Source organism: uncultured Winogradskyella sp., assembly GCF_947498345.1.
Taxonomy (GTDB): Bacteria; Bacteroidota; Bacteroidia; order Flavobacteriales; family Flavobacteriaceae; genus Winogradskyella.
The window spans coordinates 636,218-657,077 of record NZ_CANMJY010000001.1; the positions used below are offsets into that span (position 1 = coordinate 636,218).

Consider the following 20,860-nt stretch of genomic DNA (forward strand, 5'->3'; position numbering starts at 1 on the left):
CTGATATTTTTGTAGTTGATAGGATTTTTGCATCATAAAGTAGGAAACCGCTTATGTTTGTCACGGATTGATTAATTAGTGTTGAGATAAACAAACTCTTGTTTAACTTTATACTATAATGTATTGAAAAATTTAATCCGCATCTGTCTCGTTATTATTCTCATTTTCTTATTGAGCTTTACTCTTAATGCGCAAGAGCAACAGCCTTATGCCAAGCTTGAGAAAAATAAAAACATCCAGGCTAAAAGTCTTATTCATAAGCTTAATGCAACTAAAGACACATTAATTCTTCAGAGTGATAAAAAAATAAACTATCTCTATTCCATTAATAAAAATTACGGTAGAGATTTCGATGTGTATGTAGATACAACTTATTATAGATTACCCTTAAATAAATTACCAAAAGGAAAGCATGTATTAGTAGCCGTGCAATCTCCAAAACGTATTGTTTTTGTAGTTCGTATTTTAAAAGATATTCCTATAGAAATACCAACAGAGCCAAAAGTTACCATTAGGCCTACAGAAATAGCAGTTATTGAAAATTAACTATTCATAAATTAAATATTGCTTCCGCATTTTTCGGTAAGCTTCTAATTCTGCTTGCCAACTTGCTTTAATTGCAGTTTCGCTTATTCCAGATTCTATTTGTTGTTGCAGTTTTGCAGTGCCAGCATGTGTTGTAAAGTTGGCTGTGTTAAATACCTTAGACTTATCTGTGGCATTATTGTAAGCATCAATAATGTGCTTTAGCGTAAATTGTCTTTTGGCTTTTACAGTAGATAGATCTACACCATAGCAAACGTTATCTTTATGTTTAGGGTATTTAGACCCAAAATTTGGATTTGGAGTATAACTAAAACTATAATATGTCTTATCTAAAAAAGGAGCACCATAGCGTTGAAATTGAAACTCTGTTCCGCGACCTGCGTTGATATTAGTACCTTCAAACAAACCTAAGCTTGGATATAACAATATAGACTGATCGTTTGGCAAATTTGGTGAAGGCCTTATAGGTAAACTGTAAGTGGTTTGATGCGTGTAATTTTTAACAGGAATAATAGTAATATCACATTTAATACTATTTGCTAACCACCCTTCTCCATTAACCATTTTTGCATATTCACCAATGGTCATACCATGGACTAAAGGAATAGGGTGCATTCCCAAAAAGCTACGGTGTTCTTTTTCTAATACAGGTCCGTCAATATAATTACCATTCGGATTCGGACGATCCAAAATAAGTAACGGAACATTATGTTCTGCACATGCTTCCATAACATAATGTAGCGTTGAGATGTACGTATAAAAACGAACGCCAACATCTTGAATGTCAAAAACAATGATATCTAAATCCTCTAACTGTTGTTTAGTGGGTTTTTTATGCCTTCCATGAAGTGAAAAAATAGGCAACTGTGTTTTAGTATCTACTCCATCTTTAACCATTTCACCAGCGTCGGCTTTACCTCTAAACCCATGCTCTGGAGAAAATACTTTTTTAATATCCTCTTTTAAGGCTAGTAATGAATCTACAATATGAGTATAAGATGTATTCTGCTCTCCTTTTTTAAATATTACCGAAGTCTGATTAGCAACTATACCAATCCGTTTTCCTTCTAGTATAGGTAAATATTGTTCTGTTTGGTTGGCGCCGACAATAATACTTTTGTCATCCAAGGCTGATTTAAGAATCTCATCATTGGTAGATACTTCTTTTTTAGTTTTAGAAGCACAAGAAATAGCTACCAAGACAAATAATAAAACTGTATTTTTGAAAACCTTAAAACGCATATCAGAGGTTTGAATTTTGAGTTGTTTATAGCTAAACGCATTATTGGCAATAAAGCGTATAAAAGTAGTGTTTCGGCACCAATAATTAAAATTGGTATTGCCGCTATTGCTATTGGAATTGTTGTTATGCTTATTGCAATTGCTACAGGTTTGGGCTTACAGCAAAAGATAAGAGATAAGGTGGTAGCATTTAATGGTCATATAGAGATTACTAACTATGATACCAATAGCTCAGATGAATCTCAGGTGCCTATATCAATACAGCAAGATTTTTACCCTCAATTTAATGCTGTTGAAGGCGTAAAACACATTCAGGGTGTTGCCTCAAAATTTGCAGTGATAAGAACAGAAACCGATTTTGAAGGTATTGTAGTAAAAGGTGTCGGATCCGATTATAACTGGGACTATTTTAAAGAGTTTTTAGTAGAGGGGAGAGTACCAGATTTCTCTGGTCAACGTAACGAGGATATCTTAATGTCTAGTTATATAGCTAATCGTTTGGGTTTTAATGTTGGCGATAAGTTTCAAATGTTGTTTACTAACGATATAAAAGAACTACGCACACGTATTATGGCTTTTAATATTGTGGGAATTTACAATTCAGGGTTTCAAGAACTGGATGAGAAATTTTGTATTGCTGATTTAAGACATATTCAACGTCTCAATAAATGGGAAAGTGATCAAATAGGTAGTTTTGAAGTTTTTGTAAATGATTTTTCAGAATTAGATAATATCACAGTACAAGTCTATAAAGAAGCAGGCTCGTTTCTTAACGCAAGACCAGTGACTCAAAAATACTATACGGTTTTTGAATGGATTAAAATTTTTGATTCTAATACAAATGTTATTATTGCTATTATGATTATAGTGGCAGGTATTAATATGATCACCACTTTATTAGTGCTAATCTTAGAGCGTACTAATATGATAGGTATTTTAAAAGCTTTAGGGAGTTCTAATTGGACAATTAGAAAAGTGTTTCTTTACAATGCGTCTTATTTAATTGGTTTGGGATTACTTTGGGGAAATATTATAGGCTTGGGCTTATTATTTGCTCAGAAGTATTTTAAATTATTTCCACTAAATCCAGACACCTACTATGTGAGTGAAGCACCAGTTTATCTTAATTGGGATTATATAGTGCTGTTAAATATTGGAACCTTTGTAGCTTGCTTGTTAATGCTCATGATTCCTTCAGTTATTATTTCTAGAATATCACCAGTAAAGGCCATTAGATTTGATTAAATATGGTTCTAAAGATTATTGTTTACCATACCAATAGTTAAAAACATAACTAACTTTTAACTTTCAACTTATCACATTTAACTTATTTTTGCACAGCAAAATAATATTATGGATTACGTAGAAAATATACTAGGCACAATAGGCAACACACCATTGGTAAAAATGAACAAATTGGTAGAAGATTTACCATGTTTAGTACTTGCCAAATACGAAACTTTTAACCCCGGAAATTCTGTTAAAGATCGCATGGCATTACAAATGATTGAAGATGCTGAAGCTGATGGGCGTTTAAAGCCAGGAGGTACAATCATTGAAGGTACATCAGGAAATACAGGAATGGGCTTAGCCTTGGCGGCAATTGTAAAAGGTTATAAATGCATTTTTGTAATGGCAGATAAACAGTCTAAAGAAAAAGTAGATATAATGCGTGCCGTAGGCGCAAAGGTTATTGTATGTCCTACAGCAGTTGAGCCAGATGACCCTCGTAGTTATTATTCTGTATCTAAACGTCTGGGTGAGGAAACTCCAAATTCCTGGTATGTTAATCAATACGATAATCCTAGTAATGCTAAAGCACATTACCAAAGTACTGGACCCGAAATATGGAAGCAAACCAATGGTAAAGTTACTCACTTTGTTGTTGGTGTTGGTACTGGTGGCACTATCTCTGGAGTAGGTAAGTACCTCAAAGAACAAAACCCTAATATTAAAGTTTGGGGAGTAGATACTTACGGTTCTGTATTTAAGAAGTATCATGAAACTGGTATTTTCGATGAAAACGAAATTTACCCATACGTTACCGAAGGTATAGGTGAAGATATACTACCCAAAAATGTAGATTTTGATATTATTGATGGTTTCACTAAAGTAACCGATAAAGATGCATGTGTTTATACACAGCGTTTGGCAAAAGAAGAGGGCATGTTCTTAGGGAATTCTGCAGGTTCAGCTATTAAAGGTGTTCTGCAATTAAAAGACCATTTTAAGCCAGATGATGTTGTTGTTGTTTTGTTTCATGATCATGGTAGCCGCTACGTAGGTAAAATGTTTAATGACGATTGGATGCGTGAGATGGGCTATATAGAATGAATTAAGATATAAGTTGTTTTACTATAGGCAAAATATAATCCTTATGAGCATAGAAGTTTGTGAGGATTTTCCTATTTTAGAACTATGCAAGAAGACTTTCTTCATTACGCTTGGAAACATAAAGTTTTCTCAATTTCATCTCTCAATACCACAAGAGATGAAATGCTTATTGTAAAACATCTAGGTCAACACAATCATAACACAGGACCAGATTTCTTTAATGCACAAATTAGTATTGATGGGCAGCTTTGGGCTGGTAATGTTGAGATTCATATAAAATCTTCTGATTGGTATGTGCACAATCACGAAATAGACAAAGCTTATGATAATGTTATTCTTCATGTGGTTTGGGAACACGATACCGAAATTTATAGACAAGATAACTCTGAGATTCCTACTTTGGAGTTAAAACATTATATCAAAGAAGACCTATTAAAGACTTATCAAAAATTAATACAGTCCAAGTCCTGGATTAATTGCGAGAGTGATTTTTCAATGGTTGATGATTTTTTATTAAATAATTGGTTAGAGCGTCTATTTATAGAACGTCTAGAACGAAAATCTAAGGACATTACAAAACTACTTCAAGAATCTAATAATGATTGGGAAGGTGTATTGTTTAAAATGTTACTCAAAAATTTTGGACTAAAGGTTAACGGCGAATCGTTTTTAAGTATAGCAAACTCTATCGACTATTCAATGGTGAGAAAACTTCAGAATGATGTTTTAGAAATGGAAGCTTTACTTTATGGTCAGGCATCTATGCTAGAGGACGAAACTCAAGACACTTACTTTTTAGATTTAAAACAACGCTATCAATTTGTAAAGCATAAATTCAAGTTAAATAATCAAGGTGTTATACCAGTACAGTTCTTTAGGTTACGCCCACAAAGTTTCCCTACCATACGATTATCTCAATTTGCTAATCTATATACTATAGAGCACCAGTTGTTTTCTAAGGTCATGACTATAAATACACGAGACGAATTTTATAAGCTATTTAAAAAAGGAGTAACTGATTTTTGGAAGACGCATTACACATTTGCAAAAACGTCGAAAGCCTCAAAGAAACAATTGACCAAATCATTTATCGATTTGTTAATTATTAATACGATTATTCCTTTAAAGTTTAGTTATGCAAAAGCACAAGGTAAAACCATCGATGAGGAATTGTTTAAATTGATTAAACAAATAAAGATTGAAAATAATAGTATTGTCAATAAATTTTTAGAATTAAAACCAATAGAAAAAAATGCATTAAACTCCCAGGCTTTATTGCAATTAAAACAACAATATTGTAATAAAAATCAATGTTTACAATGTGCCATTGGTAATAGTCTAATCGTTAAAAAATAAGTAACTTGCAGCATGAAATGGTTCTACAACTTGTTACATTATTTTCAAAAACGCGGCTACTATGTTTGTCAACGTATTGCAGACCGTTTAGGTATAAGGGCAAAGATTGTAAGAACATCATTTATGTATCTTACTTTTGTAACTGTAGGTTTTGGTTTTGCTTTATATCTGTTTTTAGCATTTTGGATTCGTATTAAAGATATAATATACACTAAACGCACATCGGTATTCGACTTGTAATATGAACAATCCACTAATAAAACTTTTTAGATCCAAAATATATACAGCAATTATTTTGCTGGCGATATTATTATGCATTGGTGTTTTTGGGTATAGGGTTATTTCTGGCTTAAGCTGGATTGATTCAGTTTATATGACGGTAATTACTATAACCACAGTAGGTTTTGGAGAAGTGCAACCATTGGGTGTGCCCGCTAAAATATTTACTATATTTTTAATTCTGGCTAGTGTAGTCATTGTAGGTTATGCCATTTCTATAATTACAGAGTATATTTTAAGTAGAAACAATTTTGAAGACATAAAACAACGTAAAATGCAAAAGGAAATAGAAGCCATGTCTGGCCACATTATTATCTGTGGTTTTGGACGTAACGGAAAGCAGGCAGCTAAAAAATTACAAGATTACGGAAAGCCCTTTGTAATAATTGAACGTGATAAAGAAATAATTGAACGGCTTCAGGAAGAAGAGATTCCTTATGTTTTTGGAAATGCCAATGAAGATGAAACACTTTATGAAGCTGGTATAGAAAATGCCAGTACTTTAATTTCTGCTTTGCCAAGCGATGCAGATAATTTGTTTGTAGTATTATCAGCAAGGCAGATTAATAAAAAAATGACTATTATAAGTAGAGCGTCACAAGAAACATCTTATAACAAGTTAAAATTAGCAGGAGCTAATAATGTAATTTTACCAGATAAAATAGGCGGTGATCATATGGCTTCCTTGGTCGTAATACCAGACCTGGTAGAATTTATCGATAATTTAGGCATAGTTGGTGAGCGTAATATAAATGTAGAAGAGGTTAAAGTAGAACAGTTGTATGACACCAAAAATGTAAAAACAATAAGAGACTTAGATTTAAGAAAAAAAACAGGCTGTACAGTTATAGGATTTAAGGATGATAACGGCGACTACATTGTTAATCCAGAAGCAGACACCAAACTCGTTGCGGACTCTAAAATCATTGTTTTAGGTCGTCCAGAGCAGATACAACGACTTAACTCTATGTATAATATAGAGCAAGAGACCTAGCCATTTTAACGTCTATAGCTTTAAAAACTCATTTTTTTTTAGCATATTGTCAGCTGTAAAATCAATAACTAACTAATAACTACACTCATGAAGAAATATCTTCTATCATTTTTTGCACTTTTGTTACCATTATTAAACTTTGCTCAGGAAGCTCAAGAAGTAGGTATTGATCAGAAAATTGATCAAGCTTTTGGTAATGCTACAGGTTGGTTTGTTAATGCTATATTTTATCAAATTGATTTTGGAGGAGGTGTAAAAGTGTTTTGGGTGTTGTTTCCATTAATTATAGGGGCAACATATTTTACTTTTTACTTTAAGTTAATAAATATTAGAGGCTTCTTAACATCAATAAATATTGTTAGGGGAAAGTATGATGAATTAGATCATCATGAATCTTTAGTCGGTGCTGGTGACTCTACACCAGGTGGTGATGCAATTGAAACTATAGCTATAGAAGGTCATGATGGTGAAGTTTCACATTTTCAAGCTCTTACGGCAGCATTATCTGCTACAGTTGGTTTAGGAAATATTGCTGGTGTAGCTATTGCTGTTTCTATTGGCGGTGCAGGTGCAACATTTTGGATGATTGTAGCGGGTTTATTAGGAATGGCATCTAAGTTTGTAGAATGTACGCTTGGTGTTAAATATAGAGACATTGCCGAAGATGGTACGGTGTATGGTGGCCCAATGTATTATTTAACAAAAGGGCTTAAATCCAAAGGTTTTACAGGCTTAGGTAAAATTTTAGCAGCATTATTTGCAATATTTGTTATTGGTGGTTCTTTTGGTGGTGGTAATATGTTCCAAGTCAATCAAGCTTTTCAATTAGTCGAAAATATCACAGGTGGCGAGAATTCTTTTCTTCATGGATATGGATGGGCATTTGGATTAGTAATGGCTGTTTTAGTTGGTATTGTAATTATTGGAGGAATAAAGAAAATAGCTAAAGTTACCGATAAGATTGTACCTTTTATGGTAGTCATTTATGTAGCTGCATCTTTGTTTGTAATTTTTGCTAACTATAATATGATTGGTGATGCATTTGTTCAAATTTTTAATGGGGCATTTAGCCCAGAGGGTGTAGCTGGTGGAGCAATTGGTGTTTTAGTACAAGGTTTTAGAAGAGCAGCATTTTCTAATGAAGCTGGTGTTGGGTCAGCGTCTATTGCGCATTCAGCCGTAAAGACAAAATATGCAGCAAGTGAGGGAATGGTTGCGTTATTGGAGCCTTTCATTGATACTGTAGTTGTTTGTACAATGACTGCTTTAGTATTAATAATTACAGGAAATGTTACTTCAGCTAATGCAGGCTTAAATGATGCTCAGGCTATATTATTAACGTCTGGAGCTTTTGAATCGGCAATTTCATGGTTCCCTTATGTTCTAACTGTTGCTGTAGTGTTATTTGCTTTTAGTACTATGATATCATGGTCTTACTATGGTTTTCAAGGATGGGCATATTTATTTGGAAGATCAAAAAAGATGGAATACACATATAAAGTTATCTTTTGTGTTTTCGTAATTATTGGGGCTGCTGCTAGTTTAGGTTCGGTAATTGGTTTCTCAGACGCAATGATTTTTGCTATGATGGTACCTAATATGGTAGGCCTTGTTATCCTTGCACCTAAAGTGAGGGACGAATTAAAAAAATATATGAATGCTATTAAGGCTAGAAAAGCCTAAATTTATAACAATATTATGAAATCCCATTTCCAGTTTTCTAATCAACAACGGAGTGGGATTTTTTTATTGTTTGTCATTATTATAACGGTACAATGTGTTTATGCATTTGTTGATTTTTCAGAAGGCGAGACTCCTGTTGAAAGCAAAGAGCTAAAGTCCTTTAGAAAGGAATTAGATTCCTTACGTTTGGTTGAAATTGAAAATAGTAAGCCAAAAATCTACCCTTTTAACCCAAACTACATCACAGATTATAAAGGCTATACATTAGGGATGTCTAATGAGGAAATCGACCGACTACATAAGTATAGAGAAGGTAATCAATGGGTAAACTCTGCTAAGCAGTTTCAACAAGTGACGAAGGTTTCAGATTCTTTGTTGGCTGAAATTTCACCTTACTTCAAATTTCCAGATTGGGTGACAAATCCAAAACCCAAAACAAAATCTTATAGTGAGCTATATTCAAATTCTAATACACCAAAAACATATGAGCAAAAAATAGATCTAAATAAAGCTTCAGCGATTCAACTACAAAAAGTATATGGAGTGGGAGAAAAACTTTCAGACCGAATCATTAAATACAGAAGCAAACATAAAGGAGGTTTTATTGCAGATGTAGAACTTTCGGAAGTTTATGGCTTATCAGCAGAAGTTATTGAGCGTATTAAAAATGACTTTACGGTAAAGACTCCAAGGCCAATTAAAAAACATAATCTTAATACTGCTAATAGAGACGAATTGGTACTAATTAAATATATAGATTACGAAGTTGCCAACAGTATTATCGAAGAACGTACATTAAGAGAAGGTTTTAAGTCGTTAGACGAATTAACAAAAGTTGAAGACTTTCCAATCAATAAGATCGAGATAATTAAGCTATATTTGCATCTGTAAAAAACTGAATTTTATGTCTGATTTATATTTCACTGAAGAGCATCATTTATTTAGAGAAAGCCTTAGAGATTTTCTACAAAAAGAGGTTGTTCCTTATATAGATAAATGGGAAGAAACTGGTCTTATAGAGCGTTTCATCTGGAAAAAATTCGGTGATATGGGTTACTTCGGTTTAGCAACACCAGAAGCCTATGGAGGACTAGACCTCGATTTGTTTTATACAGTTATCTTATTAGAAGAAATGCAACGCATTAACTCTGGTGGTTTTGCTGCAGCGATTTGGGCTCATGCCTATTTGGCAATGACACATCTTAATAAAGAAGCTAACCATGAGCAAAAAGAAAAATATTTAACACCTAGTGCATTAGGAGATGCTATTGGTTGCTTGTGCATAACAGAGCCTTTTGGCGGAAGCGACGTTGCTGGCATGAGAACCACAGCCGTAAAAAAAGGGGATACGTATGTAATCAATGGGTCAAAAACATTTATTACAAACGGTGTTTATAGTGATTATTTGATAGTTGCAGCAAAAACAAACCCTGAACTTGGAAACAAAGGTATTAGCATTTTTGTTATGGACAGAGATACACCAGGTATTTCAGCTACAAAATTAGATAAGCTAGGTTGGAGAGCTTCAGATACTGGTGAAATCGCTTTTGATAATGTAGAGATTCCTGCTTCTAACTTAATGGGAGAAGAAAATCAAGGGTTTTCATATATCATGCAGCATTTTTCATTAGAACGATTAGTAATGGGTGTCAATGCACATGCAAGAGCAGAATACGCTTTAGAATACGCAAAACAATACATGTCCGAAAGAACTGCATTCGGAAAGACAATTGATAAATTTCAAGCTTTAAGGCACACTTTTGCCGATTGCACTACACAAATGGAAATCTGCAAACAGTTTAATTATTACGTTACTAAACGCTTAGATGCTGGTGACTATGTTGTAAAAGAGGCAACCATGTCTAAACTACAATCGACAAAGATGGCGGACGACGTCATATATCAATGCCTTCAGTTTTTAGGTGGCTATGGTTACATGGAAGAATATCCATTAGCCAGAATGGCAAGAGATAGCCGTTTAGGACCAATTGGTGGAGGAACTTCAGAAATACTTAAAGAAATAATAGCAAAGATGGTTATTGATGATAAGGACTACAAGCCAGCCACTTAAGTTATAAACTATAAAAATGACTCCTGCCAATGTGCAGGATTTTTTTTTGGACTTACTTTATCAATAACTCTTATTAATACTTATATTTAATGAGTCAAGAAGAAGTTATGGACATAAAAGCATTTTTAGATTATCTATTGCTCGAAAAAAACTATTCCAAGCATACAATTTTAGCTTACCATATGGATCTGGAGATGTTTCAAGAATTTTTAAAAGAGTATCACGATTCTGAACCTATTAGTAAAGTAGGTTACTCAGAAATAAGACAATGGATTGTAGAATTGGTTAATAGCGGAGTTACTAACAGAACAATTAATAGAAAAGTTTCCTCGTTAAGTACCTATTATAAATTTTTACAAAAAACACAATCCATAGAAGATAACCCTTTAAAGAAACACAAAGCATTAAAGGTGGGTAAAAAAGTACAGTTACCATTTTCTGAAGACGAATTAAAACAAGTTTTAGAGAATTCAATAGAAGTTAATGATTTTGAAAGTTCTAGAGACCATCTTATTGTTGAGCTTTTTTATGCAACAGGTATAAGACGTATTGAGTTAGTAAATATAAAAATGTCGGATATAGATTTTAGCAATAAACAACTAAAGGTTTTAGGTAAACGCAATAAAGAACGCTATATACCTCTAATTGATTCATTAGTTGTATCTATTAAACAATATTTAGACTATAGAAATCATTTACCTGTAATAGAAGATAATGAAGTTTTATTTTTAACTAAAAAAGGATTTAAAATTTACGAAATGCTTGTTTACAGAATAATAAATAAGTATTTTAGTAAAGCATCTTCAAAGGCAAAATGTAGCCCACATGTATTAAGGCACTCATTTGCTACACACTTATTAAATGAAGGAGCAGATTTAAATGCAGTAAAAGAACTTCTTGGACATACCAGTTTAGCAGCTACACAAATATATACACATAATAGTATAGCAGAATTAAAAAAAGTATACGCTAAATCACATCCAAGAAACCAACGTTGAATATGCTGCTTAAAAAAATATTGAAAACAATTTCAATATTAAGTTAAACTTAAAACGAAATGTATGAAAGTAAACACCCAATCCGTAAATTTCACAGCAGACAGAAAGTTGATTGATTTTATTCAAAAGCGAATGGATAAGTTAGATATGTTTTACGATAAAATCATTCAGTCAGATGTTTATTTGAAGGTTGAAAATACAAGTGATAAAGAAAACAAAGTTTTTGAAGCAAAGGTAAGTGTGCCAGGTGATAGTTTTATAGTAAAAAAACAATGCAAGACTTTTGAAGAAGGTACTGATATAGCTGTAGCATCGTTAGAAAGACAGTTAAAAAAGCGAAAAGAAAAATTAAGAGCCAGAACTTAATTAAAATTTTTTCAAAAATGTTTTGAATAAAAAAATAAAACACTACATTTGCAGTCCGTTAGAAATAGCGGACTTTTTTGTGGTCTAATTTTAGTCCAAAAAAAGTAAGAAAAAGCCGATGTAGCTCAGCTGGCTAGAGCAGCTGATTTGTAATCAGCAGGTCGTGGGTTCGAGTCCCTCCATCGGCTCTAAAAATTTAAGTTTTTTGTTTGAAATTTTGAATAAAAATTGGGGAGATACTCAAGCGGCCAACGAGGACAGACTGTAACTCTGTTGTTTTTTAACTTCGCAGGTTCGAATCCTGCTCTCCCCACAGCAATTCCTGCTTTCACAGGAATCTAAAATAATGGGTCAATGAGCAAAGCGAGTTAACCCAAAAATTTGAAATATTGATAACCATTAATTAAGAACACTTAATTATAAAAGCGGGAGTAGCTCAGTTGGTAGAGCGTCAGCCTTCCAAGCTGAATGTCGCCAGTTCGAACCTGGTCTCCCGCTCTATTTTAATTCCTGCGAAGGCAGGAATCTCATTATTACAATGAGAAACAAAACACTTTACGCCGGTGTAGCTCAGGGGTAGAGCGTTTCCTTGGTAAGGAAGAGGTCACGAGTTCAAATCTCGTCATTGGCTCTTTTTTCTAAGAAGATTTAGAATAAAAATTGAACACTAATATAAATTAAGATTAAATAAATTAAACATGGCAAAGGCAACTTTCGATCGTTCAAAGCCACACCTTAATATAGGTACTATTGGACACGTAGATCACGGTAAAACAACTTTAACTGCTGCTATTACTAAAGTATTAGCTGATGCAGGTTTATCTGAAGCAAAAGATTTCGATCAAATCGATAATGCACCAGAAGAAAAAGAAAGAGGTATTACAATTAATACTTCACATGTAGAATATGCAACAGCAAATCGTCATTATGCTCACGTTGACTGTCCTGGTCACGCGGATTACGTAAAAAACATGGTTACTGGTGCTGCTCAAATGGATGGTGCTATCTTAGTTGTTGCTGCAACAGATGGTCCTATGCCACAAACACGTGAACATATCTTACTTGGTCGTCAGGTAGGTATTCCACGTATCGTTGTATTCATGAACAAAGTGGATATGGTAGACGATGAGGAGTTATTAGAATTAGTTGAGATGGAAATCAGAGATTTATTATCATTCTATGAATATGATGGTGATAATGGTCCTGTAATAGCTGGTTCTGCTTTAGGTGCACTTAACGGTGAGCAAAAGTGGGTTGATACAGTAATGGAATTAATGAAGAGTGTTGACGAGTGGATTGAAGAGCCAGTACGTGATATGGATAAGCCTTTCTTAATGCCTATCGAAGATGTATTCTCAATTACTGGTCGTGGTACAGTAGCGACAGGTCGTATTGAAACTGGTGTAGCTAACACAGGCGATCCAGTTGAGATCATTGGTATGGGTGCTGAGAAATTAACATCTACTATTACTGGTATTGAGATGTTCCGCCAAATATTAGATAGAGGTGAAGCTGGTGATAACGCTGGTATCTTATTAAGAGGTATTGAGAAAACTCAAATCTCTAGAGGTATGGTAATTACTAAGCCAGGTTCTGTAACACCACATGCTAAATTCAAAGCTGAGGTTTATATCCTTAAGAAAGAAGAAGGTGGTCGTCATACACCATTCCATAATAACTATCGTCCACAGTTCTACGTGCGTACAACTGATGTGACAGGAAACATTGCGCTTCCTGATGGAGTTGAAATGGTAATGCCTGGTGATAACTTAACAATTACTGTTGAGTTAATCCAACCAATTGCAATGAACGTAGGTTTACGTTTCGCTATCCGTGAAGGTGGTAGAACAGTTGGTGCAGGTCAGGTAACTGAAATTTTAGACTAAACAAAATAGTTAAATAATTAATTAAGGTGTCCCGAAAAATCGGGATGCCTTGATTGTTGTTTACGGGTTTAGCTCAGTTGGTAGAGCACTGGTCTCCAAAACCAGGTGTCGGGAGTTCGAGTCTCTCAACCCGTGCATAAATAAAACAGGTTGATTTTAACCTAAAAAAATAAATCAAATGGCAGGATTAATAACATATATAAAAGAATCGTTTGAAGAGTTAAAGAACCATGTGTCTTGGACACCTTGGCCAGAAGCTCAAAGACTAACAGTTCTTGTAGCTGTGTTTTCAATAATTTTTTCGCTTGCTATTTGGGGAGTGGATACGGTTTTTAGTAAAGCGGTAAAGGCTTATTTTGATATCATTAGTAACTAACAATTTACAAAAGAAGAAGATGTCTGATAAAAAATGGTATGTTGTTAGAGCCGTAAGTGGCCAGGAAAATAAGATCAAAACTTATATTGAGAATGAAATCTCAAGATTAGGTTTAGACGATTTTGTGGATCAGGTTTTAGTACCTACTGAAAAAGTAATTCAAATACGTAATGGTAAGAAAATAAACAAAGAGAAAGTTTATTTTCCAGGTTACATTATGATTCAAGCTAATTTAAGTGGTGAGATTCCTCACATCATTAAATCCATTACCAACGTAATAGGTTTCTTAGGTGAGACAAAAGGAGGTGACCCTGTGCCATTAAGACAGTCTGAAGTAAACAGAATGTTAGGTAAGGTAGACGAATTAGCAATAGAAGCTGATGCAAATGTGGCAATTCCATTTACAAAAGGAGAAACGGTAAAAGTTATCGATGGACCTTTCAATGGATTTGATGGTACAATCGAAAAGATAAATGAAGAAAAGCGTAAACTTGAAGTAATGGTTAAAATTTTCGGAAGAAAAACACCATTAGAGCTAAGTTATATGCAAGTAGAAAAGTTATAATAATTGTTACAATAAAGATAGCGTTATTATCTGGGCTTCCAACGTAGATAAGCGCACTAAATTTTAAAAAATGGCAAAAGAACTAGACAAAGTAGTTAAGTTACAAGTTCGGGGAGGTGCTGCGAATCCATCGCCACCGGTTGGACCCGCTTTAGGTGCCGCTGGAGTTAATATCATGGAGTTCTGTAAGCAATTTAATGCTAGAACTCAAGATAAACCAGGTAAGGTTTTACCTGTGGTAATCTCTGTTTACAAAGACAAATCATTTGAATTTGTAATCAAGACTCCACCAGCAGCAGTACAATTATTAGAAGCGGCCAAAGTAAAGAAAGGATCAGGAGAACCTAACCGACGTAAAGTAGCAAAAGTAACTTGGGATCAAGTTAAAACAATCGCAGAAGACAAGATGCAAGATTTAAATGCATTCGAAATCGGATCAGCTATGAAAATGGTAGCTGGTACTGCAAGATCGATGGGTATCACTGTTAAAGGAGGTGAAGCTCCAAACTAAATTTTTAGAAATGGCAAGATTAACAAAGAAGCAAAAAGAAGCAAGAGCTAAAGTTGATACAAACAAACTTTACTCTATAGAAGAAGCTTCAGCTTTACTTAAAGAAATCACATACACAAAGTTTGACGCTTCAGTAGATTTAGCAGTAAGATTAGGTGTAGATCCACGTAAAGCCAATCAAATGGTACGTGGTGTTGTTTCTTTACCACATGGTACAGGTAAAGATATGAAGGTTCTTGCATTAGTAACTCCAGATAAAGAAGCAGAAGCAAAAGAAGCAGGAGCTGATTATGTTGGATTAGACGAGTACTTACAAAAAATTAAAGACGGTTGGACAGATGTTGACGTTATCGTTACAATGCCAAGCGTTATGGGTAAGTTAGGGCCATTAGGTAGAGTATTAGGACCAAGAGGTCTTATGCCAAACCCTAAGACTGGTACAGTAACTATGGATATAGCTAAGGCAGTATCTGAAGTAAAAGCTGGTAAGATTGATTTTAAAGTTGATAAAACAGGAATTGTTCATGCGCCAATAGGTAAAGCATCATTTAGTGCTGATAAACTTGTGGGTAATGCGAACGAATTATTAACAACTTTAATGAAACTAAAGCCAACTTCGGCTAAAGGTACTTATGTAAAGAGTATTTACATGTCAAGTACAATGAGTCCAAGTATTGCAATTGATACAAAAATAGGATAGTAGTTAAACTTAGAATATTATGACAAGAGAAGAAAAATCCGTAGTAATTGAAGAGTTGACTGCTCAGTTAGCAGATAATACTAATATCTATTTAACAGATATATCTGGATTAGATGCAGCAACGACTTCAAACTTAAGAAGAGCATGCTTTAAGTCTAACATTAAGTTAGCTGTAGTTAAGAATACACTTTTAGAGAAAGCAATGGAAGCATCGGATAAAGATTTCGGTGAATTGCCAACGATTTTAAAAGGAAACACATCAGTAATGTATTCTGAAACTGGTAATGCTCCAGCCAAAGTGATTAAAGAGTTTCGTAAAAAATCTGAAAAACCTTTATTAAAAGGAGCTTTTATTGAAGAAGCAATTTATGTTGGCGATGAGTTATTAGATACACTAGTAGAAATTAAGTCTAAAGAAGAACTTCTTGGAGAGATTATTACAATATTACAATCTCCTGCTAAGAATGTTATTTCGGCACTTAAGTCTGGTGGTGGAACAATCGCAGGTATTGTTAAAACATTATCCGAAAGAGAAGGGTAATCAAATAGTACACAATTAGAAAATTATAATAAAACACACACATTAAAACAATAGAAAATGGCAGATTTAAAAGATTTCGCAGAACAATTAGTTAACCTTTCAGTAAAAGACGTTAACGAATTAGCAACTATATTAAAAGAGGAGTACGGTATTGAGCCTGCTGCTGCAGCTGTAGCTGTTGCTGCTGGTGGCGCTGCTGCTGGTGGAGACGCTGCAGAAGAGCAAACAGAATTTGACGTAATCCTTAAAGCAGCTGGTGGTTCTAAATTAGCAGTTGTAAAACTAGTTAAGGAATTAACAGGTTTAGGTTTAAAAGATGCTAAAGGTTTAGTAGATGAAGCACCAAGTACAATTAAAGAAGGTGTTTCTAAAGATGAAGCTGAAGGCTTAAAATCTTCTTTAGAAGAAGCTGGAGCTGAAGTTGAGCTTAAGTAAGCTCAGCTTAACCTACAACATATGGTTTAGGTCTGTTTCGCAAAAAAAAGCGGAATAGGACCTAAACCCTTTTGTGTATATAAACGTTATATACATATTTTAGTTTTTATTTAATTAATATCTCGTTCATCAATGTTAGCAAAAAAGGCTGAAAGAATTAATTTCTCTTCTATTGTAAATAGAACAGATTACCCAGACTTTTTGGATATCCAAATAAAATCCTTTCAGGATTTTTTCCAATTAGAAACAAAGTCAGAAGAAAGAGGAGCAGAAGGGTTATATAACACCTTCATGGAGAACTTCCCAATTACAGATACACGTAATCAATTCGTATTAGAATTTTTAGATTACTTTATTGATCCTCCAAGATACTCTATAGAAGAATGTATTGAAAGAGGGTTAACATATAGCGTGCCTTTAAAAGCAAGATTGAAATTGTATTGTACCGATCCTGAGCATGAAGATTTCGAAACAATCGTTCAAGATGTATACTTAGGCACAATACCTTATATGACACCTAGCGGTACGTTTTGTATCAATGGAGCAGAGCGAGTAGTTGTCTCTCAATTGCATAGATCACCTGGCGTATTCTTTAGCCAGTCATTCCATGCTAATGGAACAAAACTATATTCTGCAAGAGTAATTCCTTTTAAAGGATCTTGGATAGAATTTGCTACGGACATCAATAGCGTTATGTACGCTTATATTGATAGAAAGAAAAAATTACCGGTTACAACACTTTTCCGTGCTATCGGATTTGAACGTGATAAAGATATTTTAGAAATTTTTGATCTTGCTGAAGAGGTGAAAGTTTCTAAATCTGGATTAAAAAAAGTAATTGGGCGTAAACTAGCTGCACGTGTACTTAATACATGGCACGAAGATTTCGTTGATGAAGATACAGGTGAGGTTGTATCTATTGAGCGTAATGAAATTGTGTTAGACCGTGACACAATTATAGATAAAGAAAATATTGAAGAAATTCTTGAAGCTGAAGTAAAAACAATTCTTTTACACAAAGAAAGTGCGCAGCAAGGAGATTACGCAATTATCCATAACACATTACAGAAAGATCCAACAAACTCCGAAAAAGAAGCTGTTGAACATATCTATCGTCAATTACGTAATGCTGAACCGCCAGATGAGGAAACAGCACGTGGAATAATAGATAAGTTATTCTTTTCTGACCAACGTTACTCTTTAGGTGAAGTAGGTCGTTACAGAATGAATAAGAAATTACAGTTAGATATCGGAATGGACAAGCAAGTATTGACCAAAGAAGATATTATAACAATTATTAAATACTTAATAGAGCTAATCAATTCTAAAGCAGAGATTGATGATATCGATCACTTATCTAACCGTCGTGTACGTACAGTAGGTGAGCAGTTATCAACTCAGTTTGGTGTTGGTTTAGCACGTATGGCGCGTACGATTCGTGAACGTATGAATGTACGTGATAACGAAGTATTTACTCCAATTGATTTGATTAATGCGAAGACCTTATCTTCTGTAATTAATTCATTCTTTGGAACAAATCAGTTATCTCAATTTATGGATCAAACCAATCCACTTGCTGAGATAACACATAAACGTCGTTTGTCGGCTTTAGGACCTGGTGGTTTATCTAGAGAAAGAGCTGGCTTCGAGGTACGTGATGTACATTATACACATTACGGACGCTTATGTCCTATAGAAACACCTGAAGGACCAAATATTGGTTTAATTTCATCTTTATCTGTATTTGCAAAAGTGAATTCTATGGGATTCATTGAAACTCCGTATCGAAAAGTTGAAGAAGGTGTTGTAGATATTAAAAATGCTCCTACATATTTAAGTGCTGAAGAAGAAGAAGAGCAAATGATAGCGCAAGCTACTGTTGAAGTTGATGATAAAGGAAAAATTCAGCACGAAAAAGTAATTGCACGTCAAGAAGGTGATTTCCCAGTAATTGAGCCTACAAATGTAAATTATACAGATGTAGCACCAAACCAAATAGCATCGATTTCTGCATCGTTGATTCCATTCTTGGAGCATGATGATGCCAACCGTGCATTGATGGGATCTAACATGATGCGTCAGGCAGTTCCTTTATTACGTCCAGAAGCACCAATCGTTGGTACTGGTTTAGAACGTCAGGTAGCATCAGACTCCAGAGTATTAATTAATGCAGAAGGTGGTGGTATTGTTGAATATGTAGATGCTGACAAAATTGTTATTAAGTACGAGCGTACTGAAGATGAAGCTATGGTAAGTTTCGATAGCGATACTAAAGAATATCCTTTAGTTAAGTTTAGAAAAACAAACCAAGGAACATCTATCAACTTAAAACCTATCGTTGAGAAAGGTGATAAAGTCACTAAAGGCCAAGTACTTTGTGAAGGTTATGCAACACAAAATGGGGAATTAGCACTTGGTAGAAATATGAAAGTAGCCTTTATGCCTTGGAAGGGGTATAACTTTGAGGATGCGATTGTAATTTCAGAAAAAGTGGTGCGCGATGATATCTTTACATCCATTCATATTGATGAGTATTCATTAGAAGTTAGAGATACAAAATTAGGCAACGAGGAGTTAACTAATGATATTCCTAATGTTTCTGAAGAAGCAACTAAAGATTTAGATGAACATGGTATGATTCGCATTGGTGCAGAAATTAAACCAGGTGATATCTTAATTGGTAAGATTACCCCTAAAGGTGAATCTGATCCAACCCCAGAAGAAAAATTACTTCGTGCTATCTTTGGTGACAAAGCAGGTGACGTAAAGGATGCATCTTTAAAAGCGTCTCCATCATTAAATGGTGTTGTGATTGATAAGAAATTATTCGCAAGAGCTGTTAAGGATAAGCGTAAGAGAGCACAAGATAAAGAAGATATAGAGCGATTAGAAGATGCTTACGATAAGCGTTTTGACGATTTACAATCTGTATTAGTTGAAAAACTATTTGCTATCGTAAACGGAAAAACTGCTCAAGGTATCTATAATGATCTTGGTGAAGAAATTATACCAAAAGGAAAGAAGTATACTTTAAAAATGTTAAATGCTGTAGATGACTATACGCATTTAACATCTGGTAAGTGGACAACCGATGATAAGACTAATGAGCTTGTTGCAGATTTAATACATAACTATAAGATTAAAGAAAATGATCTTCAAGGATCATTAAGACGCGAGAAGTTTACTATTTCGGTTGGTGATGAGTTACCAGCTGGTATTATCAAACTAGCTAAAGTTTATATAGCTAAAAAACGTAAACTTAAAGTTGGTGATAAGATGGCGGGTCGCCATGGTAACAAAGGTATTGTGGCACGTATTGTTCGTCAAGAAGATATGCCATTCTTAGAAGATGGAACTCCAGTAGATATTGTATTAAACCCACTTGGTGTACCATCTCGTATGAACATTGGTCAGATTTATGAAACCGTATTAGGCTGGGCAGGAAAAGATTTAGGTAGAACGTATGCAACACCAATTTTTGATGGTGCTACATTAGACCAAATCAATTCTTATACAGATGAAGCAGGTATTCCAAGATTTGGTCATACCTATTTATATGATGGTGGAACTGGAGATCGTTTTGATCAACCAGCAACGGTCGGTGTCATTTATATGATTAAGCTTGGTCACATGATTGACGATAAAATGCACGCACGTTCTATTGGACCTTACTCATTGATAACGCAACAACCACTAGGTGGTAAAGCACAATTTGGTGGTCAGCGTTTTGGTGAAATGGAGGTATGGGCACTCGAAGCTTATGGAGCATCAAGTACCTTACGTGAGATCTTAACTGTAAAATCAGATGATGTTATTGGTAGAGCAAAAACTTACGAAGCTATCGTTAAGGGAGAGCCAATGCCAGAACCAGGACTACCAGAATCATTCAACGTACTTATGCACGAATTGAAAGGTTTAGGATTAGATATTAGATTAGAAGAATAAAATAGTCTGTAGTCTTTAGTCGATAATTTTCT

The 20,860-nt window shown here is 34.4% G+C and carries 20 protein-coding genes and 5 tRNA genes; 24 read left to right on the top strand and 1 reads right to left on the bottom strand.

Annotated features, from left to right (window positions below):
• The first annotated feature begins 123 nt into the window (after positions 1-123).
• A complete protein-coding gene (locus Q0912_RS02950; RefSeq protein ID WP_299111839.1) occupies positions 124-546 on the top strand; it encodes a hypothetical protein in 423 nt (140 codons plus the stop codon).
• Here the strand turns inward: Q0912_RS02950 and Q0912_RS02955 are convergent, their stop codons facing one another.
• Positions 547-1,788 (bottom strand): DUF1343 domain-containing protein, encoded by a 1,242-nt coding sequence (locus Q0912_RS02955; RefSeq protein WP_299111841.1) that lies wholly within the window; start codon positions 1,786-1,788, stop codon positions 547-549.
• Between the two features lie 9 nt (positions 1,789-1,797).
• Here Q0912_RS02955 and Q0912_RS02960 point away from each other — a divergent pair, with 9 nt between their 5' ends.
• The 23 genes from Q0912_RS02960 to rpoB all read left to right on the top strand — a co-directional run bounded on the left by Q0912_RS02960 (position 1,798) and on the right by rpoB (position 20,828).
• Positions 1,798-3,033: an FtsX-like permease family protein gene (locus Q0912_RS02960; RefSeq protein WP_299111843.1), complete on the top strand. Its 1,236-nt coding sequence runs from the start codon at positions 1,798-1,800 to the stop codon at positions 3,031-3,033.
• Positions 3,034-3,141: 108 nt separating this feature from the next.
• On the top strand, positions 3,142-4,122 hold the full coding sequence (locus tag Q0912_RS02965; protein ID WP_299111844.1) for a cysteine synthase family protein: 981 nt from the start codon (positions 3,142-3,144) through the stop codon (positions 4,120-4,122).
• 84 nt (positions 4,123-4,206) lie between these two features.
• Complete coding sequence (locus Q0912_RS02970) at positions 4,207-5,478, top strand: DUF2851 family protein (protein WP_299111845.1); 1,272 nt, start codon at positions 4,207-4,209, stop codon at positions 5,476-5,478.
• Positions 5,479-5,490: 12 nt separating this feature from the next.
• Positions 5,491-5,718 (top strand): PspC domain-containing protein, encoded by a 228-nt coding sequence (locus Q0912_RS02975; protein WP_299111846.1) that lies wholly within the window; start codon positions 5,491-5,493, stop codon positions 5,716-5,718.
• Between the two features lies 1 nt (position 5,719).
• The gene (locus Q0912_RS02980; RefSeq protein WP_299111847.1) at positions 5,720-6,751 is read left to right on the top strand and encodes a potassium channel protein; all 1,032 of its coding nucleotides are present in this window, start codon (positions 5,720-5,722) and stop codon (positions 6,749-6,751) included.
• 87 nt (positions 6,752-6,838) lie between these two features.
• Complete coding sequence (locus tag Q0912_RS02985; protein WP_299111849.1) at positions 6,839-8,434, top strand: alanine/glycine:cation symporter family protein; 1,596 nt, start codon at positions 6,839-6,841, stop codon at positions 8,432-8,434.
• A gap of 15 nt (positions 8,435-8,449) precedes the next feature.
• A complete protein-coding gene (locus tag Q0912_RS02990; RefSeq protein WP_299111851.1) occupies positions 8,450-9,325 on the top strand; it encodes a helix-hairpin-helix domain-containing protein in 876 nt (291 codons plus the stop codon).
• Positions 9,326-9,338: 13 nt separating this feature from the next.
• Positions 9,339-10,505, top strand: coding sequence for an acyl-CoA dehydrogenase family protein (locus Q0912_RS02995; protein WP_299111853.1), 1,167 nt, complete (start codon positions 9,339-9,341; stop codon positions 10,503-10,505).
• A gap of 107 nt (positions 10,506-10,612) precedes the next feature.
• Positions 10,613-11,503 (top strand): tyrosine-type recombinase/integrase, encoded by an 891-nt coding sequence (locus Q0912_RS03000; protein WP_299111905.1) that lies wholly within the window; start codon positions 10,613-10,615, stop codon positions 11,501-11,503.
• A gap of 63 nt (positions 11,504-11,566) precedes the next feature.
• Positions 11,567-11,869: a ribosome-associated translation inhibitor RaiA gene (raiA, locus tag Q0912_RS03005; RefSeq protein ID WP_299111855.1), complete on the top strand. Its 303-nt coding sequence runs from the start codon at positions 11,567-11,569 to the stop codon at positions 11,867-11,869.
• Between the two features lie 114 nt (positions 11,870-11,983).
• Positions 11,984-12,057, top strand: a tRNA-Thr gene (locus Q0912_RS03010).
• Positions 12,058-12,099: 42 nt separating this feature from the next.
• Positions 12,100-12,182 (top strand) — tRNA-Tyr (locus Q0912_RS03015).
• A gap of 112 nt (positions 12,183-12,294) precedes the next feature.
• A tRNA-Gly gene (locus Q0912_RS03020) sits at positions 12,295-12,367 on the top strand.
• A gap of 61 nt (positions 12,368-12,428) precedes the next feature.
• Positions 12,429-12,500, top strand: a tRNA-Thr gene (locus Q0912_RS03025).
• A gap of 67 nt (positions 12,501-12,567) precedes the next feature.
• Entirely contained in the window at positions 12,568-13,755 is a 1,188-nt protein-coding gene (tuf, locus tag Q0912_RS03030) for an elongation factor Tu (RefSeq protein WP_299111857.1), read from the top strand.
• A 62-nt stretch (positions 13,756-13,817) separates the two neighbouring features.
• Positions 13,818-13,890: transfer RNA gene (locus Q0912_RS03035), tRNA-Trp, on the top strand.
• Between the two features lie 43 nt (positions 13,891-13,933).
• Positions 13,934-14,131, top strand: coding sequence for a preprotein translocase subunit SecE (gene secE / locus Q0912_RS03040; protein ID WP_299111860.1), 198 nt, complete (start codon positions 13,934-13,936; stop codon positions 14,129-14,131).
• A 19-nt stretch (positions 14,132-14,150) separates the two neighbouring features.
• Positions 14,151-14,696, top strand: a complete 546-nt coding sequence (gene nusG / locus Q0912_RS03045) for a transcription termination/antitermination protein NusG (protein WP_218547527.1) — start codon at positions 14,151-14,153, stop codon at positions 14,694-14,696.
• Between the two features lie 70 nt (positions 14,697-14,766).
• Positions 14,767-15,207 carry a 50S ribosomal protein L11 gene (gene rplK, locus Q0912_RS03050; protein ID WP_299111865.1) on the top strand — a complete coding sequence of 147 codons (441 nt, stop codon included), beginning with the start codon at positions 14,767-14,769 and terminating at the stop codon, positions 15,205-15,207.
• Between the two features lie 10 nt (positions 15,208-15,217).
• The gene (gene rplA, locus Q0912_RS03055) at positions 15,218-15,907 is read left to right on the top strand and encodes a 50S ribosomal protein L1 (RefSeq protein WP_299111867.1); all 690 of its coding nucleotides are present in this window, start codon (positions 15,218-15,220) and stop codon (positions 15,905-15,907) included.
• A gap of 19 nt (positions 15,908-15,926) precedes the next feature.
• A complete protein-coding gene (gene rplJ, locus Q0912_RS03060; RefSeq protein WP_299111869.1) occupies positions 15,927-16,448 on the top strand; it encodes a 50S ribosomal protein L10 in 522 nt (173 codons plus the stop codon).
• 57 nt (positions 16,449-16,505) lie between these two features.
• A complete protein-coding gene (gene rplL, locus Q0912_RS03065; RefSeq protein WP_299111871.1) occupies positions 16,506-16,883 on the top strand; it encodes a 50S ribosomal protein L7/L12 in 378 nt (125 codons plus the stop codon).
• A 132-nt stretch (positions 16,884-17,015) separates the two neighbouring features.
• A complete protein-coding gene (gene rpoB / locus Q0912_RS03070; protein WP_299111873.1) occupies positions 17,016-20,828 on the top strand; it encodes a DNA-directed RNA polymerase subunit beta in 3,813 nt (1,270 codons plus the stop codon).
• Positions 20,829-20,860 lie beyond the last annotated feature (32 nt).

Coding starts and splice junctions, on each gene's coding strand:
- rpoB (WP_299111873.1), top strand. CDS start 17,016: ATGTTAGCAAAAAAGGCTGAAAGAATTAATTTCTCTTCTATTGTAAAT.
- Q0912_RS02980 (WP_299111847.1), top strand. CDS start 5,720: ATGAACAATCCACTAATAAAACTTTTTAGATCCAAAATATATACAGCA.
- Q0912_RS02965 (WP_299111844.1), top strand. CDS start 3,142: ATGGATTACGTAGAAAATATACTAGGCACAATAGGCAACACACCATTG.
- rplA (WP_299111867.1), top strand. CDS start 15,218: ATGGCAAGATTAACAAAGAAGCAAAAAGAAGCAAGAGCTAAAGTTGAT.
- nusG (WP_218547527.1), top strand. CDS start 14,151: ATGTCTGATAAAAAATGGTATGTTGTTAGAGCCGTAAGTGGCCAGGAA.
- rplJ (WP_299111869.1), top strand. CDS start 15,927: ATGACAAGAGAAGAAAAATCCGTAGTAATTGAAGAGTTGACTGCTCAG.
- Q0912_RS02970 (WP_299111845.1), top strand. CDS start 4,207: ATGCAAGAAGACTTTCTTCATTACGCTTGGAAACATAAAGTTTTCTCA.
- Q0912_RS02955 (WP_299111841.1), bottom strand. CDS start 1,788: ATGCGTTTTAAGGTTTTCAAAAATACAGTTTTATTATTTGTCTTGGTA.
- rplL (WP_299111871.1), top strand. CDS start 16,506: ATGGCAGATTTAAAAGATTTCGCAGAACAATTAGTTAACCTTTCAGTA.
- rplK (WP_299111865.1), top strand. CDS start 14,767: ATGGCAAAAGAACTAGACAAAGTAGTTAAGTTACAAGTTCGGGGAGGT.
- Q0912_RS02985 (WP_299111849.1), top strand. CDS start 6,839: ATGAAGAAATATCTTCTATCATTTTTTGCACTTTTGTTACCATTATTA.
- tuf (WP_299111857.1), top strand. CDS start 12,568: ATGGCAAAGGCAACTTTCGATCGTTCAAAGCCACACCTTAATATAGGT.
- Q0912_RS02975 (WP_299111846.1), top strand. CDS start 5,491: ATGAAATGGTTCTACAACTTGTTACATTATTTTCAAAAACGCGGCTAC.
- raiA (WP_299111855.1), top strand. CDS start 11,567: ATGAAAGTAAACACCCAATCCGTAAATTTCACAGCAGACAGAAAGTTG.
- Q0912_RS03000 (WP_299111905.1), top strand. CDS start 10,613: ATGGACATAAAAGCATTTTTAGATTATCTATTGCTCGAAAAAAACTAT.
- secE (WP_299111860.1), top strand. CDS start 13,934: ATGGCAGGATTAATAACATATATAAAAGAATCGTTTGAAGAGTTAAAG.
- Q0912_RS02990 (WP_299111851.1), top strand. CDS start 8,450: ATGAAATCCCATTTCCAGTTTTCTAATCAACAACGGAGTGGGATTTTT.
- Q0912_RS02995 (WP_299111853.1), top strand. CDS start 9,339: ATGTCTGATTTATATTTCACTGAAGAGCATCATTTATTTAGAGAAAGC.